The organism is Yersinia sp. FDAARGOS_228 (assembly GCF_002073315.2).
Classification (GTDB): Bacteria; Pseudomonadota; Gammaproteobacteria; order Enterobacterales; family Enterobacteriaceae; genus Yersinia; species Yersinia intermedia.
Genome location: NZ_CP020409.2, coordinates 3547016 through 3563179 on the forward strand (window position 1 = coordinate 3547016; position 16164 = coordinate 3563179).

Genomic DNA, 16164 nt, shown 5'->3' on the forward strand with positions numbered 1-16164 from the left:
GATATAGGAATTTCTTTTTTTTCATTGAGATATATTCTATTGGCAGCTTCTTTTTTAATCTTTCGAGATAGTGATGGGACTGTTACTTAAAGCGTTAATCGGAGCTGCGGTTGTAGTATTGATTGGGTTATTATCAAAGACACGCAATTACTATATTGCCGGTTTAATCCCACTATTCCCTACGTTTGCTCTCATCGCACACTATATTGTAGCCAGTGAACGTAGTATCGAAGCACTACGCACAACAATTATATTCGGCTTATGGGCTATAATTCCTTACTTTATCTATTTGATATCACTTTATTTTCTAATTAACCATCTACGCTTACCACTTGCCTTGACCGCTGCCGTTTTATGTTGGGTCATCGCTGCCTGGATACTCATATCCGTTTGGAGCCAATGGCACCGTTAGCGAAAACCATACCATTTTCAGCGTAGTAGTAATAAAACGAGAGCATGAATAGCCAGCATGATCACAGAGAAGGTCAGGTTCAAATTACTGATAGATCTTGATCTTAATTCATCAGAAGGCTCATCACTTACTTGAATTTTTCTGATTCTGTAAACCCAGTACCCACCGAGCACCACAAAAAACAGAGCCAGAAACACTGCCAACAGTGGATACCCCCACACCAGATACTCACTTAACCCTGCAATAGCAAACCAAAGAATGACAAAGACCATGATGAACCACCTAAAGTTTTGATACTTCGAGCTTAGCACACTCCTTAAAAACGATTAAGGCCCACAGACAAGATAAAGGAAGGGATGCGGAAAATATAAAATATCTGTCTAAAAACATCATAAACACCAGAATAACGTTAATAAATAGTTAATTTAAAAATACAACAGTATCAAACCTTCATAATTTTAAAGCAGAAGATAGAGCAATAACTAAATTATAAGACTAATCATCTACACCTAATATAAAAAACGATAAAAAAGCCTAAAAATGTAACATTACTCTATGTTTTGTAATGACATGAAAAATGTTTAAAAAATTAAATTAAGTAGTTTTATTACATCAAGAATTCATGTCATTTGCCGTTATACATTATACCTAAATTTAATATGCGTAATGTTTATGAAAAAGTTCTCCGACCTCTCCATTCTGACAAAGTTACTCTCAGGTTTCTCTGTCGTTATTGTCATGATGTTATTGCTAGGTGCAGTGGCCCTATCGCAGTTAAGCAATAATAACTCCAGACTGGAAGCTTACCGTGACAGTTGGTTACCAGGTGTTCGCTATGCATTAGAAATGCGGGGCGTCTTAGCAGAATTGCGCCTACAGCAAGTTCAGTACATCGCTTCATCGACAGAAAAAGAGCGTGAAGGGCATCGTCTGGAGATATTACAAGCTGTAGATAATTTCCGTGCTGCACAAGATAGATTTATAAAATTACCGGAAGGTTACAATCACTCAATGTTATTCAAGAGAATAACGTCAGATTTTGACCATTTCTCTCAGGCAAACAGTCTCGTTATTGATGCGGTTAATAATAATCAATTAGCTGAAGCCACTAAAATTAGTGGTGATACATCAAGAAAATACCGTACGCAGTTGATGAAAGATCTCGCTGAATTAGTCGTACTGGAAGTTCAAGGTGGAGAACAAGCTGCAACGGATGGTCAACAAAGTTTTAATACCGCCAAAAACGTACTCATCGCTTTATTACTTTTCGCTGTTTTCATCTCCGCACTGCTTGCGGTCATGATTGCCCGTAATTTGTCTCGTTTATTAGGGGGCGAACCGGCCTACGCGGTAGCTATTATGGGGCATATCGCAGCCGGGAATTTATCGACTGAAATAAAACTTCGCCCAGGAGATAATCATAGCTTGCTGGCTTCTCTGAACATCATGAACCAGCAATTGAAGAAAACCATTAATGAGATCATGCACGGCAGTGAATCAATTTCTGTCGCCTCGAATCAGATTGCTCAGGGAAATGCGGACTTATCACAACGAACTGAAGAGCAAGCATCCTCTCTGATTCAAACCTCCGCTAATATGCAAGAATTAACCCAAACTGTACGTCAGAATGCGGATAATGCCCGACAAGCAAGTGAGCTGGCGGTTAATACAGCAGCGACCGCGACTGAAGGCGGGGCTATTGTTGATGAAATGCTACTTCGCATGCAGGAAATAACGAAAAGCTCGAAGAAGATTGTCGATATAATTGCTGTTATTGAAGGTATTGCCTTTCAAACCAATATATTAGCGCTAAATGCTGCAGTTGAAGCCGCACGAGCTGGCACTGAAGGTAAGGGATTTGCCGTTGTCGCAAGCGAAGTGCGCACTTTGGCTCAGAAAAGCGCAAATGCAGCCAAAGAGATAAAACAATTAATTGTCGGTACTGTTGAAAAAATCAATGCGGGTTCAGAACGCGCTGACCATGCCAGTCAAGCGATGGGAGAGATTGTCGATTCGGTGGGGAAAGTTGCCCATATTGTCGGGGAAATATCTACTGCATCACATGAACAACATATTGGTATTCAAGAGATCGGTATTGCCGTAGAGCAAATGGATCAAGTTACTCAACAAAATGCGGCGTTGGTTGAGCAGGCTGCTGCTGCTGCTCAATCATTAACTGAGCAAGGTGCAGAATTGCGTCAGATTATCCGCTTCTTTCAAATTAATCAGCCATCATTGAACTAAGAAAATAATGACTGAGCGCTAAGTCGTGCAAAACATAACGGCTTAGCGCTTCATTTAAGGTGATATTTCATCTTATTATATGAAAATGTTCATTCCCATTTGCTACAGAAGCTCTTTCAATACCCAAAGGCTAACACTCCCACCATTGACAGGGAATATTGCCCCACCGCCCTCATCGGTAGTAATAATATCCTGACGATTACCTAAATAGTCAGCAAACTCTTTATTTTCAAAACCTTCGCCAAAGGTGATTGTTTTTTCACTTTCAGCACCATTAGAAAGAATCACTACGCAACCCGGTGCCTCCGCCGTGCCTGCACGCACAAAAGCAATACAGTTTTTATCATCAAAATAATCAGTCTGTGCACCATGGGCAAAACGTTGCCTGGCTTGAATTAACGCCTCCAATTCAGCAACAACCGGCATTTCTATCTGATAAGTCCCCCCATCTTCGCCATTATCTTGATAATTAGCACCAAACAGGTCGGGATAAAAAATACATGGGATACCTTGTTCTCGGATTAAAATCAACGCGTAAGCTAAAGGCTTAAACCAAGGTTCTACCGGTGCTTCCAGTGATTGAAGTGGCTGAGTGTCATGATTGGCCACTAAAGTAATGGTATGTAACGGGTCAACTTCAAGCAAGGACCCGTTGAATATTTGCGTCAGGTCAAAATCTTCACCCTGTTTTGACGCTTCATGAAACGTGTGATGTAAAGCAACGTCGAACAACATTACATTGCCTTCTACCCGTGCCAAATATTGTTGTAACTTTTCGATGTCAGGGGACCAATACTCCGCAATAATCAGTAAATCATGGTCTATTTCATTTTGTATATATTCTATCCACGCTTTAAAAAACCATGCAGGGATATGTTTTACTGCATCCAGTCTAAAACCATCAATTGGCAGTGTCTCCAGCAACCATTTTCCCCAGTATTTTAACTCCGACATGACGTCAGGGTTACGAAAATCTATATCTGCCCCCATCAGATAGTCAAAATTACCTAACTCATCATCAACCTCTGTATTCCACCCCTCATCGCTGTAATCGTTTACTATCTTAAAAATACCGTCATCTGAAGGTTCTTCAATATAATCGACTCCGGTAAAACACTGTTTATCCCAAACAAAGGATGAATAAATTTTATTGCGACCAGGAAAGGTAAAACGGGTGTAGGCTAGAGCGTCAATAATATCATCGTCTATTTCAGTTCGGTTGTCAGGATTGACTTTACGGACACTTACCTGTTCTTTTTCATCCGCCCCCATTTTGTGATTGAATACCACGTCAAAAAGAACTTTTATGCCATTTTCCTTCAATCGATTAATTGCATTCTGTAAACCTTCTCTATCGCCATATTTAGTTGCCTGAGTGCCCTTTTGATTGAATTCCCCTAAGTCAAACAGGTCATAGGTGTCATATCCTACAGAATATCCTCCTGAAGCACCTTTATATGCAGGAGGAAGCCAAACGATATTAATTCCTAGTTGGCTAATATGTGCAGCTTGCTCTGAGACTTCCTGCCATAACTTACCACCATCAGGATAGTACCAATGAAAAAACTGGAAAATTGTCGGATTATTCATAGACTTGATGACTCCATTTAACCGTATATCTCACAGTATGGCCCACTTTATAAAAGTTGGATTGGTAATAAAGTAATAGACTGTGTATTCGTTTTAATAGTGAGTTAATGTAAGGTTTGCCAGCATTAACAAGAGGTAATTTAAATGAGAATAGTGGATATCCCCTTCGGTATCACCGATTGGTCAGTAATAGAAAAAACCGAGCATAAAGGGGAGCAAGGGGTCGCCTACTGGCGAACACAGTTTTTCGGAAGTGTTCGAGTCCGTATGGTTGAGTACAGTGCCGGATACAACGCTGACCATTGGTGTTCTAAAGGGCATATTTTGCTATGCCTCGACGGCGAACTGAGCACTGAATTGAACGATGGTCGAGTTTTCGTATTGAAAGCAGGTATGAGTTATCAGGTTGCTGATGACGCAGAAGCACATCGTTCATCAACAGTATCAGGGGCCAAACTTTTCATTGTCGATTGATACAGCTTTTGAAAATGCCTATGGGCCCGCTATATTCGGCTAGCAGTCAGTCCTTCGACTGTTAGCCAAAATAGGCATTCTTACTGTCCTTCAGGCAATGAATCAACCGGATTATCAGGGTATAAGACCCGAATACGCCGCCTGACAATTTCAACCTGAAATGCTGCCATTATTGCAATCATGATCAGGATTTCACCAAATCCACCTTGCTCAGTCGGTTGATTATAAAGATATTGCAGTGTCCCTATAATCCATTTAGAACCAACCAGTAACAGAAATAAAGTTATCGTCAATGGTGTACCCTTGCAAAAAATACGTCCATCAGGTTCACGCCAAATCTCTATAAGGCGGCCTTGCAAAACACCAACAACAACACTAAATAAAACAGCGCTACCTAGAACTACCCAGGAAGTCATTGTAGCTGGCATATATGTTCCACCAACTACCAGACCGACCATCCCGTAAACCCAGGCCCATTTAAAACGGGCGGGGCCTAAAGACATCTCATGGCTGACCGACTGGCGGTATAATGCAAAGAGTGTTAGCACCAGAATAATCAGTATTTGTGCGGGAGTCATCGCTATCTCCTTCAAGAGAAGCATCTAATCAGGGATAAAGTGCCTTAATCTGGCATAGTGACTACCTGCCCTCGCAGTATATTCACGCTTTATCAGTCTTTGGGAAACGCCAAACGGAAGGAACCCCTTCCAGAACGGTTAACCAAGGTCGTCAACACGCACTGTATAAAGTTTAGGCTATTTTCCGATAAATAACAGAATCCGAATAGTGATAATCTTATCCCACGGCCCATATTAAATAGTTTTAACTATTCGATATTCTATTTCAATAGCATCTGGCTAATCTCAGACATCACGTATTTACAACGAAAGAATAACATTCGTTTCCCTCCTGCATATTTAATATCCTACTATTAGTGCTAAACTATTGATTATTTTCATTCAGTCGTTAGAAGTTAATTTAAAGGGAAAGCGATATGACTCAAAATATTTATGACAATCAGGCTGTTTTCCAAATTATGTAAAACGTAACCGTTCCGTTGATAGATTAGCTGGCGCGCCAGCGTGGGAAACCATTCGTCAGATGTTGCCGCCGCTGTTAGTAGAATAAAATTGTAGATCTTGGTCGTTACAATTTGATCCACTCTCTCATTATAAACACCCTTAATAGGGTTAAATGACCTATAGTATAGATTGAATCTAACACGAGAAGGGAGTGCAGTATGCCTGATAAAAATCACGAAGAAACAACAGTTAATGAAGGGTTAGCCAAAATTCATGAAGCTTCAGAACAACTTACTGAAGAGCAAATTGAGCAGTTGGCTGAAGACGCCAAAGCAGCGGCCAGAGAAAATGTACAAAAACATACTCACGACTAGTGAACTAAAATGAGGGTTGTATATGAACACTATACCGCCAGATGGATTACCGATGTACCGATTGATTACCGGACCCGATGACTCATCATTTTGTAACCGAGTTTCAGATCAATTGATGCTTGGTTATGTATTATACGGCTCCCCCTCAATCGCTTATGACACAGAGAAAAAGACGATAATTGCGGCACAAGCGATCATTTGGCCGGGGAATTGAGTCTGATGACAGTGAACACTGCATGGTTATGGTTGCCAACGTGTGATGTTTTAAATCGACTTTTGGATTGAGTTTACGGCGACTAAGTGTTGTCTCATAGTTGATAAAATTCTTTATTTTTCAACGCGTTTATTTTCTTTTATGATACTAATTTGTGTCCATGCCAAATAATTATTGTTCACTGTAGCTAATCCTTGTTAGCAACCTTCTGCGCTTAGTGGGTAGGGTAAACCACAGGAGAGGATGAATATGCAAGCTCCCCTAATACCTCAAGATGAGGCTAAGAGAATTGCTACATTACGCGCTTATAATATTCTCGACACTTCTCCTGAAGAACGCTTTGATCGTATCACCCGCTTAGCTAAACGGTTATTTGATGTGCCTATTGCGCTCATATCTATCGTTGACGTAAATCGTCAATGGTTTAAATCACATCCAGGGTTGGTAACCAGCGAGACGCCCAGAGATATATCTTTTTGTGGTCATGCCATTTTAGGTGACGATATCCTCTTAGTGCCCAATGCCCTTGACGATATCCGTTTTAGTGACAATCCATTAGTTACCGACGATCCTGGCATTCGTTTTTATGCAGGCTGTCCACTGGTTGTTCCCAATGGCAGTAAACTTGGGACACTTTGTCTTATCGACCTTAAACCACGCATTTTGGATGAATACGATCAGCAACTTTTATGTGATTTAGCAAAAATGGCCGAGCAAGAAATTGCTGCTGTTCAATTGGCAACTATTGATGAGTTAACACAGTTAACCAATCGTCGGGGTTTTGAGATTTTAGCTCAGCATGCACTAACGTTTTGTTCGCATAATAATATTCCTGCCACTTTGATTTTCTTTGATCTAAATGATTTTAAAGAAATAAATGACTGTTATGGGCATGCCGAAGGTGATAAGGCATTAGTGACTTTCGCTGAAGAGTTACAGCTTTTCTTTCGTGAGACGGATGTTGTCGCCCGCCTGGGTGGCGATGAATTTGTCACATTACTAACGGCATCGAGTTGCAACGATATACCAGAAATATTAAATCGCTTTAAAATTGCCTTAGAATTACGTAATAGCCAAGAATTGCGTGGTTATAATATTGGCTTTAGTGTGGGATATGCCAATTGCAACTTAGATAAAGACACACCGATTAATGAATTACTTGCTGCCGCCGATTCTTCCATGTACACGCATAAGTTAGAGTTACGCACTAAAAAGCCCCCTTTATCTAAGAGTTAATTTCATGTGCTATTACACTTATCAAAGCATCAGCAAGCCGTCGAGTTAATAATTAATCAAATCAAAACTAACGGCCTAAACAATAAATCAGCCAGAAGAGAGATAGGCGATATGCCCCTAAATGGTGCCAACTCCCTAAATAGGGGCACCACCTTAGTTATCCATAATAGAAATAACCAATTTTTCAATTAGTTAGATATGGCGCAGATATTGCTTAACTAAGAGTAACAATACCCAGGAGGAAAAATATGAAAACAATGTCTGCCTACTACTTACAATATGCTGTATTTTTGCTACTGGTTGCTGGAACCATCAATTTTATTTTTCAGTAACCACTATAAGAGTCACGCTAACGCGCGGCTCTTTTGTTTTATCCGAGATAAAAAGTACAATAAATTGTCGTGTTAATACAAAAAATAGTTGTTTGACTCATTGAACCCCGCCCAGCATGGCTGGCATCCAGCCATCGTGCCTCGACGTTTAGCCTAAAATAGAAAGGATATGCTCAGGAAAGGCAGTATCAAACGTTTGAGCGATTTCCGCTTTCGATCACCATGGGTATTTACTGATCACAAACCCCTCATTATCACTGCCCCTGGATATTATGGGAAACTAAGATTTTTATTGTACAATCTTAGCAAATAAATTATTACGATTATCACAACCACACAGAAAAATAAAGTCACCAGCACAAGCCGATAATCATGGTTGATATTTATTCAATTTTATTTATTCAATTGATATTGGCGTTTTAAAGTATCTACCCATTGTTATGGTTAAGACTTACATAAAGAAGTTGATTAGCCTAATCGGGGTTCACTATTTATATATTATAAAAAATGTGAGGATGGACGATATTGAAATGGTGAAAAGATATGCCCATCTTTCACCGAATAATTTAAATGAACATGCCAGACAAATAGACGCAATATTTAATGATTGTGTCCCAAATATGTCCCATGAAACAGATTTGAAATTAGAGATTAATGCTAAGTGATTGATTTTGTTGGTGGGTCGTGCAGGGTTCGAACCTGCGACCAATTGATTAAGAGTAAATCTAACAGATTTTTAAAATCAACAATTTACTTATAAATCAGTTAGATAAAGAACGGCAAAGTTCGATAAACTATGAGTTTTGCGAAGCTCTGCCGCCATTTTGTCGCCATTTACGTATTGGTATCAGTAGCCCAAAATAATGTGTCCACCTTAGCACTGTACAAATAAACAGACATCAGATAAAATAAACAAAATCTTTTAGAAAAGATATTATGATGAAGGAATTAGAGCTAAAAATAAAACTAATTGGATTCATTTTAGATAAATTTAAGGGGGCGCTGGTTTCTAGTGAGGTCAGATTTCACTTTGGTTCTAGAAGAGCGGATGTTATCGCTCTGGATAATGACATTGCCATTGCGTTCGAAATAAAAAGTGCTAGAGATTCTGTCGAGAGACTACAATATCAGATAGCTAGTTATATCAGCTATTTTGACGTTTGTTACGTAGTATGTGTAGAAAGTAATATATCCTCGGTAAGAAAACTTACTTCGAAGGGAATTGGTATTATTCTTGTAACAGACTCCTATATAGAGATCGTCAGGAAAGCCTATGTTTTCAAGAAACAAGATAAATTATCGCTTTGCAGTACCATTCCCGTGCCAGAGTTAAAAAAATTAAAGCATGATAAAGCAGCGAAATCTAAATATGAACTTTGTTTATCCGCCTGCCTATATAACTCTTTTGATGAAATAAAGTCGTTATCACGAAGTAATTTAAAGAGAAAAATATCGGATAGCTTTTCGACATTCTATAATGAACTAGGGGACATTATTACACCAGATGACATCCTCACACTGACAAGAACGTCATCTGGAACTCTATCATAATATTTTGTTTCTCAACAAAACACGACTAGTCATAAAATAATTTATCCTAACAGCAATCCAAAACGATGGACTTATCCCACTAGGAGAATCAGCTGCTGCTAACGCAATTTCTTTATCAGCCCAAATCCCCAATTGATGATATCTTACATCGGAAAGGACCATTTTTGCACATAACGGGTAGCTTCCTTTCTCTCGACGATATCTCTTGTAGATAAATATTTGGTCCAAAGCAATATCTATTCTTGGAATAAAAGTTCCACCTCTAATTTCGACCTGTTGGATATTAATTGATGCATAATCTCCATATTTAATCGGATATTGAGCAGATACATCTCTAAAGATCGTTTCTTCAAGTATAGGAATGTCTCCGGCCTCGTCAGTTCCATAATCCTTTGGATTTAAAGGAAAAGATGTCGAAACAGTGACAATATCCTCAATACTTGCATTAAACTCATCTAACTCTTCACATGCAAAAATACAGCCATTAGTAATATCATTTACATTATCACGAGTAGCCTGTTCACCATCAATAATAACGAAAATCTTACAACCACGATCTAAAGAGGCTACAATTGGGCGTATATATTTTTTATACTCATCAAGATTATAGGGAAGCCTTACAGCTAAATAATCTTTAATCAATGATATTTCACGTACAAAATGTTGCACCTGCGTAAAGTCGTCATCATCATAAATATGAACCATAGGGATGATATTTAAGTCTCGATAAAAATCCAGAAAATATCTCCACTCAGAGAATCCTTTGGATTCATTTAACAACTGCTCAATTTGAGGATTGATATATTTTTCATTTGAAGTCAAATCTAGAATAAATGGACGATCCCCCTGAACCTCTTTTATAGTTGACATTCTTCGATGAATATCACCATCAGGGGCTACTTTAGCCTTTCGGGACTTAGTCAACTCATATATGGGTAATGTCTCATTAAAATATTTCGAATCAAATTTTGAGAGGGCCTTCAGCTCAGCATCTCTTGTTTTTATCAGCGGGAAATATTTATATTCGCTCATTATATGTCATGTCCAGAGTAGCCTAACTGCTTAGCTCGAATCCTAACGGCCATAGAAGATACTTGAAAATAGTTAGCTATATCCATAACTTTTTTAGATTTTTCAGTCACATACCTCTTAAACTCATCTTCTGGCATTAACAGTTCTGCTGCAAACCTATTAGCCTCGGACTCCATCGCATTTATTTGTCCATCCCTAAAAAAGGCCTTATCAATGAACTCCTTAGTATGTATGGTATGCTTGACATAGTGGGCTAATTCATGAGCAATAGTGAAGCGTTGGCGATGTGGATGATGTAATGAGTTCACTGTCATAACCCAGCTACCATCTCTAGTTTGCTTTAAACAACCTGACTCTTCCCCTTCCATTGGCTGCATACGCATAGTAATCCCTAATTCCTTAGTGAGGCGTGATACATCTAAAGGGGATGTTACTATTTGATGCTGCTTAGCAAAAGCTATGAGTTCATCAACTGAATTCAAGGCAAATACCTGATCATCTAATTCTTGGCTAAATCGTTCTTTGTTTTTTATAAATGCCATTTATTTACCTCCTAAAGTCAAATCAGCACCAGCATCTTCTGTTCTATCCACTAAGGATAAGCTCTTCGCCAATATTGCTATATAGCGTTTAAAATCTTCATGCTCTTTATTAATACGTTCAATTGTATCAATATCTAGCTTAAGATCCTTCCTCAGTAATGCAATTGCATCAATCTGTTCTGCTATATCAGCTGTTTTCTCTTCGAGATCGAACTGAAATGACCTAACAATTTCACTTAAATTAGCCTCGACTTTGTTCCTTACGACACGTTTCACTTCATCAACGAAACGAGTACTCTCCAAATATTTTTTTAATTCATTACTCGCTTCAGCCCTTGCCTCTTCTCTAGCTTTCGCATTTGAAGAGGTCTTAATAATGAAAAATGAGAATGCGGCTATAACACCGTTCAAAGCAATTAGGAAGGTGATAATTGTTTGATATAGATTACTTTGAAATGACCAAAAGTCATCTAAGCTGAGAAGAGTGCCATTTGTAACCATTTCCCCAATATTGTGCATCATTACAGGATCGAATTGTTGATCTGGCTTCTTCAGTACGTAATCTTTCGCAAAACCCAAATTTTTAAAGAAACTTGGTTCTAAAACAGAATGCAATACAACTAACCAGATCAAAATGGTTGCAACAGAGCAAAAAGCAATCGTCAAAAAAGTGACATTAGTACTATGATACTTATTAACTGTTGAATCTTTAGTTGCATTAGCTGGCGCAGGCTCTTCAGGAGACCTACTATTTTCATTTACGGGTTCAGAATATGCACTACCTGAGCCATTAGATGCATCGTTCTCAACAGGTGCTGTATTAGGTTCTACCGATATACTTGGATCTGTACCAGCAATTCCATTGCTCCTGTTTGTTTCAATGACCATCTGCTTGCCTCACCAAATCATTAGGTAGAGTAACCATAACAGATTCCTATAATTGTTTTATCAAAGGATTAAATTTTACTGCATCATCTAAATGCTCTGGCGCAAAGTGCGCATAACGCATTGTCATCTTTATATCGCTATGCCCTAATATTCTTTGTAAAACAAGAATATTTCCACCATTCATCATGAAATGACTAGCAAAAGTGTGACGTAGAACATGTGAACACTGTCTATCTGGTAGTTTTATGTTCGTTCTTTTGAGTGCGGTGCGGAAAGCGGCATAACATGAGGGGAATAAACGACCGGTCTTTTTGGGTAAAGCGTTAAATAATTTTTCACTAATTGGGATGCTACGATTGCGCTTCCCTTTGGTTTTTGTGTAAGTGACTTTATATGGCATTACTTGCGTATGAGTCAAGCTTTCCGCTTCAGACCAACGTGCGCCAGTGGCCAGACACAACCGTACAACGGTAGCCAACTCAGGTACTGTGCTGTTTTCACATTCTTTCAGAAGGCTGGCTATTTGCTCTTTGGTCAGGAACGCCATCTCTTGCTCATGAGTTCGATACTGGCGCACACCACGGAGGGGATTATCGTAGCGCCACTCACTCAGGCGGGAGAGTTCGTTAAACATCGCCCGCATGTACGCCAATTCAATATTCAACGTGCGTGGTGTTACGCCTATAGTGCGGGTGCCACGTAATATTTTCCCATTGAGGCGTTGTTCACGGTACTGCGAAAATGCTTTTGCAGTAAAATCTATGGCGCGCGGATCACCAAGGTCACGGCACATATTGAGCAAAACCTGATGACGAGATTTGCCATCGCTCAAAGTGATGCCATGCGCCCGATGCCAAATCTCGATCAGTTCTGACAACAACCGCGTGTCCTGCTTTTCACCTAACCAAGGTTTGTTATCTACCTGCTCCATCGTGAAGCGCTCAAATGCCAATGCTTCACCTTTAGTCGCAAACTGCTTTCTTACTCGCTTCCCTTCTCTACCTGCCGGATAACACTCACAAATCCATTTCCCGGAAATCAACTTTCTTACTGCCATACAGCGTGCTTACACCTTCTTTAAAACACTATCTACTCGGGCTAATACCTTAATATCAGATAAAGCACATTCAAATGGCGATTTCAATTCGCTACTACTGACCCTTACTTTTCCTACAGGTATTAGTTCAAGAGTACGAATGCTAGTCTGCCCTTCAATTTCAACCAGCCAGACACCATCGATAACAGGCTCAAATGAACAATCCACTATATAAGTTTCATCTCCATAGAGTATGGCCTTGGCCTCTTTAATTTCTTGTTCTAATAATCTTTTATCGATGACCCTGTAACCACTATCTTCGAGTTTTCCCTTAAACAGCCTTTCCGATTTCAGTGCAATCACATCATCTTTTGCATCGTCGTACATTGGCCCATTACCAGTTGCCAACCAGCGAAGTGAAACACCAGTTTCTAAAGCACAGCCAATCAACAAGTTAGCAGGGTAAAAATCCCTTTTCCACCAAGTGGCTATAGTAGCAATACTGATCCCTGTTCTTTCAGAAAGCTCCGTTCTTTTGTTCAAACCGAACGCTTTGATCGTTCTTTCAATTGCATCCCTGCCACCTCCATTTGGGTCAAATAGCTTCATTTTTTTCATTAACCCCTATTGACCAAGGCCAAATGAACCTGTAATTTTATTTTCAGGGCCACGTAGACCTTTTTTCATTAATCATATTTCATCGACGTAAATGGAATGATGCCTTATGAAACCAGTGATCTCAATCAATCTTGTAATTCCTAACCCCTACCTCCCTATTGAAGAGTTCTGCCGCCAGACTGGCCACGCAAAAACAACCGTGGTTGATATGGTCAAAGACGGGCGAATTACCATCAAACGTAAAGCCGATACCATCAGCGAGAAAACCGGTAGGCCCAAAACCAAATCTAAAATCGAAATCAATATGGTCGAGCTGACGTTACGCGCTCTTGCTGAGTCTAATTTTGATGTTCGCTTGAACGATAAACCATTACGGTAATTCTCCTGAATTATTGAGGTTAGCGCCATGTTTGCAAATGGAACTGACAAACACCCTCATTGGGATTCAGCCTTGCGACGCTTTGCCGATACTGTCGAGATCAAGCGAGTCGCCGAAACCATTGGCATGAATCCCCAGACACTGCGCAATAAGTTGAATCCGGCACAGCCGCACGAACTGACAACAGTGGAATTGCTGCGTATCACCCACGCTACGCAGAATTACACCCTGTTGGATGGTGCGCTGGCTGAACTGGGTCGCTTACCTTCATTGCCGTTGGAAAATCCGCAGGAAGCCACTGATATTCCAACCCAGGCTCTCAAAATCAGTTCAGTCGCAGGAGAATTGGCTAGCGAATCACTGCAATTAATATCCGGCAGTCGGCTCACCAAAAAACGCAAAGACGCTATTGTCAGCCGCGCTAATAAAGCGGTCCGTGACCTGATGCTATTTGCATATGCCATTGAAGAGAAATTTCACTCAATCCCGGTACTCAGTACCACTTTCGATATTGCCTGTAATTCTGGTCTACCGGGATTGACATATTAATTAACGAGGGAGATCTCCAGCAAACCACGCCATTACTTTTTCAAAGAATGTCAGTTTGTGGTCATCCGGCAGACCCGATGCAATTGCCGCTCGTTTATAAGCTGGATTTAACAAAGCACCGAAAGGTGTTGAATCGGAGTGATGGAGAGTTTTCAGATGCGTTCGAATCACATCGTCTGTCATCTCATCGCTGCTAAACAGCAAATCGGCATACTGCCGACGCTGAACAGAAGCTCGTTCTGCAACGATAGACGGCTGCCATACCAATTGAACAGTAGCGATAACGACAACCGGTAACGCAAATAGCCATTCAATGCCAGTGCTGGCGAAAACAGCCGTACCACTGATCAATTGAATTGCTGTCATTAGCTTGTCGGCCCGGTTGTGAAAAACCGCCGTCATAGTTTCAAGATAGTAGGAATAACGTAACTGAAAAATGGCGGAGCTTTGTTCATCCATAACGGTTCCTTATTTTTTGTCTTCGTTTGGCTCCGGTTGTGGTTTTGGAGCCGGACGGTGTAACACATGGAAGTCTTCAGTATCTGCCATGGAAGTTCTCCTTTAAGTGGTTGGTTGATTGTTGGCACGACAAATATACCACTAAAGCCACGAACCGGGCGTGGGGAAATATCCCGGTATCAATATCTTAGGAGTCGAAAAATGCAAAACCCAATCTCAATTGCCCCATTACTCTGGCGTCAACAAGGCCACAATGCTGGCCGCGTTGAGATTAAACACGGTAAAGGTAAACCAGGCATTATTATTCGCCCTGATGGTCGCCGTTGGGCACCACCACAAGGCACTTTTACTGATTCTCATCGGAGGATTAGTAAATGAATATTCGCTGCGCTTTCGGTCCAGAACACCTTCGCGCAATGCCACTTCCTTTGCGCGCCGTTATTGGCAAACACTTTGCTGGCTCTCGCTGGCGGGATACCTGTAACTTTTACGACTCGATGCCTGAACGTTACCGGGCAACCGTCTGTTTTCATGCTGAACTGAAAAAACGCTACGCCCTACTCCAACTGGCGGAAATGGATGATAACGAGCGGCAACGCATCGTCAGTGCGTTGGATGAATTACGACATCACTTTGCTAAATATCGCAAACACGCCATTAGCAATGTCGCCTTTATTCAACGACTGCCTATCAGCGTGCGTAAAACCCTATTTCTTCATGCTGGATTAAGTCACAAAGAGTTTAATCAACCGGCCAGTTATCTAGAAGAAGACGCTTGCCCGTGGCGGGAAACTTTAATAGCAGCATTACGTGAATTACTTAATTTATTCGAGGATGCGCCGGATATTTTAACTGCGGTTAAACCTGACGCTTATTTCAACTAATTATCGTATTTAAATTAATTGGCGTATGACCCGCCGGGTTGCCTACGCCCTGAATAAGGCCATAACCATGCACATGTATAAAACCATAGGACAAGATATGCATACCCGCGCCCTTGAACAGGCGCGCCAACACCAACTCCATCAAGCACGTAAGGAGGCTAAAGCCGATGCAGCTATCAGTTTCTCTTCATATTTAGACCGTCTCGCTACCCATGCCGCCAATCAACAGCTTTCCAGCAATGAAATTGTCGAGTTGCTGCATCAAGAATCCGAACAATTTCAACAGCGTGGTTTTGAATGCCACCAGAGTGATTTTTAAGGAGATCTG

At 40.5% G+C, this 16164-nt stretch carries 21 protein-coding genes and 1 pseudogene; 13 read left to right on the forward strand and 9 right to left on the reverse strand.

The features are described from left to right. The first annotated feature begins 73 nt into the window (after positions 1-73). Positions 74-412: a GlpM family protein gene (locus A6J67_RS16410; RefSeq protein WP_050297572.1), complete on the forward strand. Its 339-nt coding sequence runs from the start codon at positions 74-76 to the stop codon at positions 410-412. Positions 413-429: 17 nt separating this feature from the next. Here A6J67_RS16410 and A6J67_RS16415 read toward each other — a convergent pair whose 3' ends face one another. Continuing rightward, the gene (locus A6J67_RS16415; RefSeq protein ID WP_005189472.1) at positions 430-684 is read right to left on the reverse strand and encodes a hypothetical protein; all 255 of its coding nucleotides are present in this window, start codon (positions 682-684) and stop codon (positions 430-432) included. 400 nt (positions 685-1084) lie between these two features. Here A6J67_RS16415 and A6J67_RS16420 point away from each other — a divergent pair, with 400 nt between their 5' ends. Further along, positions 1085-2656: a methyl-accepting chemotaxis protein gene (locus A6J67_RS16420; RefSeq protein WP_032907171.1), complete on the forward strand. Its 1572-nt coding sequence runs from the start codon at positions 1085-1087 to the stop codon at positions 2654-2656. 102 nt (positions 2657-2758) lie between these two features. On the opposite strand, the gene amyA is transcribed toward A6J67_RS16420, so the two are convergent. Continuing rightward, entirely contained in the window at positions 2759-4246 is a 1488-nt protein-coding gene (amyA, locus tag A6J67_RS16425) for an alpha-amylase (RefSeq protein WP_050089643.1), read from the reverse strand. 144 nt (positions 4247-4390) lie between these two features. Here amyA and A6J67_RS16430 point away from each other — a divergent pair, with 144 nt between their 5' ends. Next, on the forward strand, positions 4391-4720 hold the full coding sequence (locus A6J67_RS16430) for a DHCW motif cupin fold protein (protein WP_032907169.1): 330 nt from the start codon (positions 4391-4393) through the stop codon (positions 4718-4720). A gap of 80 nt (positions 4721-4800) precedes the next feature. Here A6J67_RS16430 and A6J67_RS16435 read toward each other — a convergent pair whose 3' ends face one another. Beyond that, positions 4801-5298, reverse strand: a complete 498-nt coding sequence (locus tag A6J67_RS16435) for a hypothetical protein (RefSeq protein ID WP_005189458.1) — start codon at positions 5296-5298, stop codon at positions 4801-4803. Between the two features lie 662 nt (positions 5299-5960). Between A6J67_RS16435 and A6J67_RS23515 the strand changes: the two genes are divergently transcribed. The 5 genes and pseudogenes from A6J67_RS23515 (at position 5961) to A6J67_RS16460 (ending at position 9449) form a co-directional block, all read left to right on the forward strand. Next, entirely contained in the window at positions 5961-6116 is a 156-nt protein-coding gene (locus A6J67_RS23515) for a hypothetical protein (protein WP_005189453.1), read from the forward strand. A 52-nt stretch (positions 6117-6168) separates the two neighbouring features. Then, positions 6169-6330 carry a DUF1737 domain-containing protein gene (locus A6J67_RS16445; RefSeq protein WP_226967904.1) on the forward strand — a complete coding sequence of 54 codons (162 nt, stop codon included), beginning with the start codon at positions 6169-6171 and terminating at the stop codon, positions 6328-6330. Between the two features lie 243 nt (positions 6331-6573). Further along, a complete protein-coding gene (locus tag A6J67_RS16450; RefSeq protein ID WP_005189450.1) occupies positions 6574-7566 on the forward strand; it encodes a sensor domain-containing diguanylate cyclase in 993 nt (330 codons plus the stop codon). An 850-nt stretch (positions 7567-8416) separates the two neighbouring features. Continuing rightward, positions 8417-8563 (forward strand): annotated as a pseudogene (locus A6J67_RS23705) (integrase); the annotation flags it as partial. Between the two features lie 271 nt (positions 8564-8834). Next, positions 8835-9449 (forward strand): sce7726 family protein, encoded by a 615-nt coding sequence (locus tag A6J67_RS16460; RefSeq protein WP_226967847.1) that lies wholly within the window; start codon positions 8835-8837, stop codon positions 9447-9449. Here the strand turns inward: A6J67_RS16460 and A6J67_RS16465 are convergent. From A6J67_RS16465 to A6J67_RS16485, 5 genes are read right to left on the reverse strand one after another with little or no spacing between them, the layout of a single operon-like run. Next, positions 9444-10481: a beta family protein gene (locus A6J67_RS16465; RefSeq protein ID WP_080608263.1), complete on the reverse strand. Its 1038-nt coding sequence runs from the start codon at positions 10479-10481 to the stop codon at positions 9444-9446. The two genes, A6J67_RS16460 and A6J67_RS16465, sit on opposite strands and share 6 nt — an antisense overlap. Beyond that, complete coding sequence (locus tag A6J67_RS16470; protein WP_080608264.1) at positions 10481-11023, reverse strand: ImmA/IrrE family metallo-endopeptidase; 543 nt, start codon at positions 11021-11023, stop codon at positions 10481-10483. The genes A6J67_RS16465 and A6J67_RS16470 overlap by 1 nt, the downstream gene beginning before the upstream one ends. Further along, positions 11024-11911: a hypothetical protein gene (locus tag A6J67_RS23710; protein ID WP_226967848.1), complete on the reverse strand. Its 888-nt coding sequence runs from the start codon at positions 11909-11911 to the stop codon at positions 11024-11026. Between the two features lie 46 nt (positions 11912-11957). Further along, positions 11958-12968: a tyrosine-type recombinase/integrase gene (locus A6J67_RS16480; protein ID WP_080608265.1), complete on the reverse strand. Its 1011-nt coding sequence runs from the start codon at positions 12966-12968 to the stop codon at positions 11958-11960. Positions 12969-12977: 9 nt separating this feature from the next. Then, positions 12978-13565 (reverse strand): phage repressor protein CI, encoded by a 588-nt coding sequence (locus A6J67_RS16485; RefSeq protein ID WP_080608266.1) that lies wholly within the window; start codon positions 13563-13565, stop codon positions 12978-12980. A 106-nt stretch (positions 13566-13671) separates the two neighbouring features. Between A6J67_RS16485 and A6J67_RS16490 the strand changes: the two genes are divergently transcribed. Beyond that, complete coding sequence (locus tag A6J67_RS16490) at positions 13672-13944, forward strand: hypothetical protein (protein WP_074008262.1); 273 nt, start codon at positions 13672-13674, stop codon at positions 13942-13944. A 27-nt stretch (positions 13945-13971) separates the two neighbouring features. Continuing rightward, positions 13972-14493, forward strand: coding sequence for a phage regulatory CII family protein (locus tag A6J67_RS16495; RefSeq protein ID WP_105165845.1), 522 nt, complete (start codon positions 13972-13974; stop codon positions 14491-14493). Here A6J67_RS16495 and A6J67_RS16500 read toward each other — a convergent pair whose 3' ends face one another. Beyond that, positions 14494-14952 carry a hypothetical protein gene (locus A6J67_RS16500; RefSeq protein WP_080608267.1) on the reverse strand — a complete coding sequence of 153 codons (459 nt, stop codon included), beginning with the start codon at positions 14950-14952 and terminating at the stop codon, positions 14494-14496. 201 nt (positions 14953-15153) lie between these two features. On the opposite strand from A6J67_RS16500, the gene A6J67_RS23520 reads away from it, so the two are divergent. The 3 genes from A6J67_RS23520 to A6J67_RS16510 all read left to right on the forward strand — a co-directional run bounded on the left by A6J67_RS23520 (position 15154) and on the right by A6J67_RS16510 (position 16155). Further along, positions 15154-15330 (forward strand): hypothetical protein, encoded by a 177-nt coding sequence (locus A6J67_RS23520; RefSeq protein ID WP_176393549.1) that lies wholly within the window; start codon positions 15154-15156, stop codon positions 15328-15330. Beyond that, on the forward strand, positions 15327-15836 hold the full coding sequence (locus A6J67_RS16505; protein ID WP_226967849.1) for a replication protein B: 510 nt from the start codon (positions 15327-15329) through the stop codon (positions 15834-15836). The genes A6J67_RS23520 and A6J67_RS16505 overlap by 4 nt, the downstream gene beginning before the upstream one ends. 73 nt (positions 15837-15909) lie before the next feature. Further along, positions 15910-16155: a DUF2732 family protein gene (locus tag A6J67_RS16510; RefSeq protein WP_192945372.1), complete on the forward strand. Its 246-nt coding sequence runs from the start codon at positions 15910-15912 to the stop codon at positions 16153-16155. Positions 16156-16164: the final 9 nt, after the last annotated feature.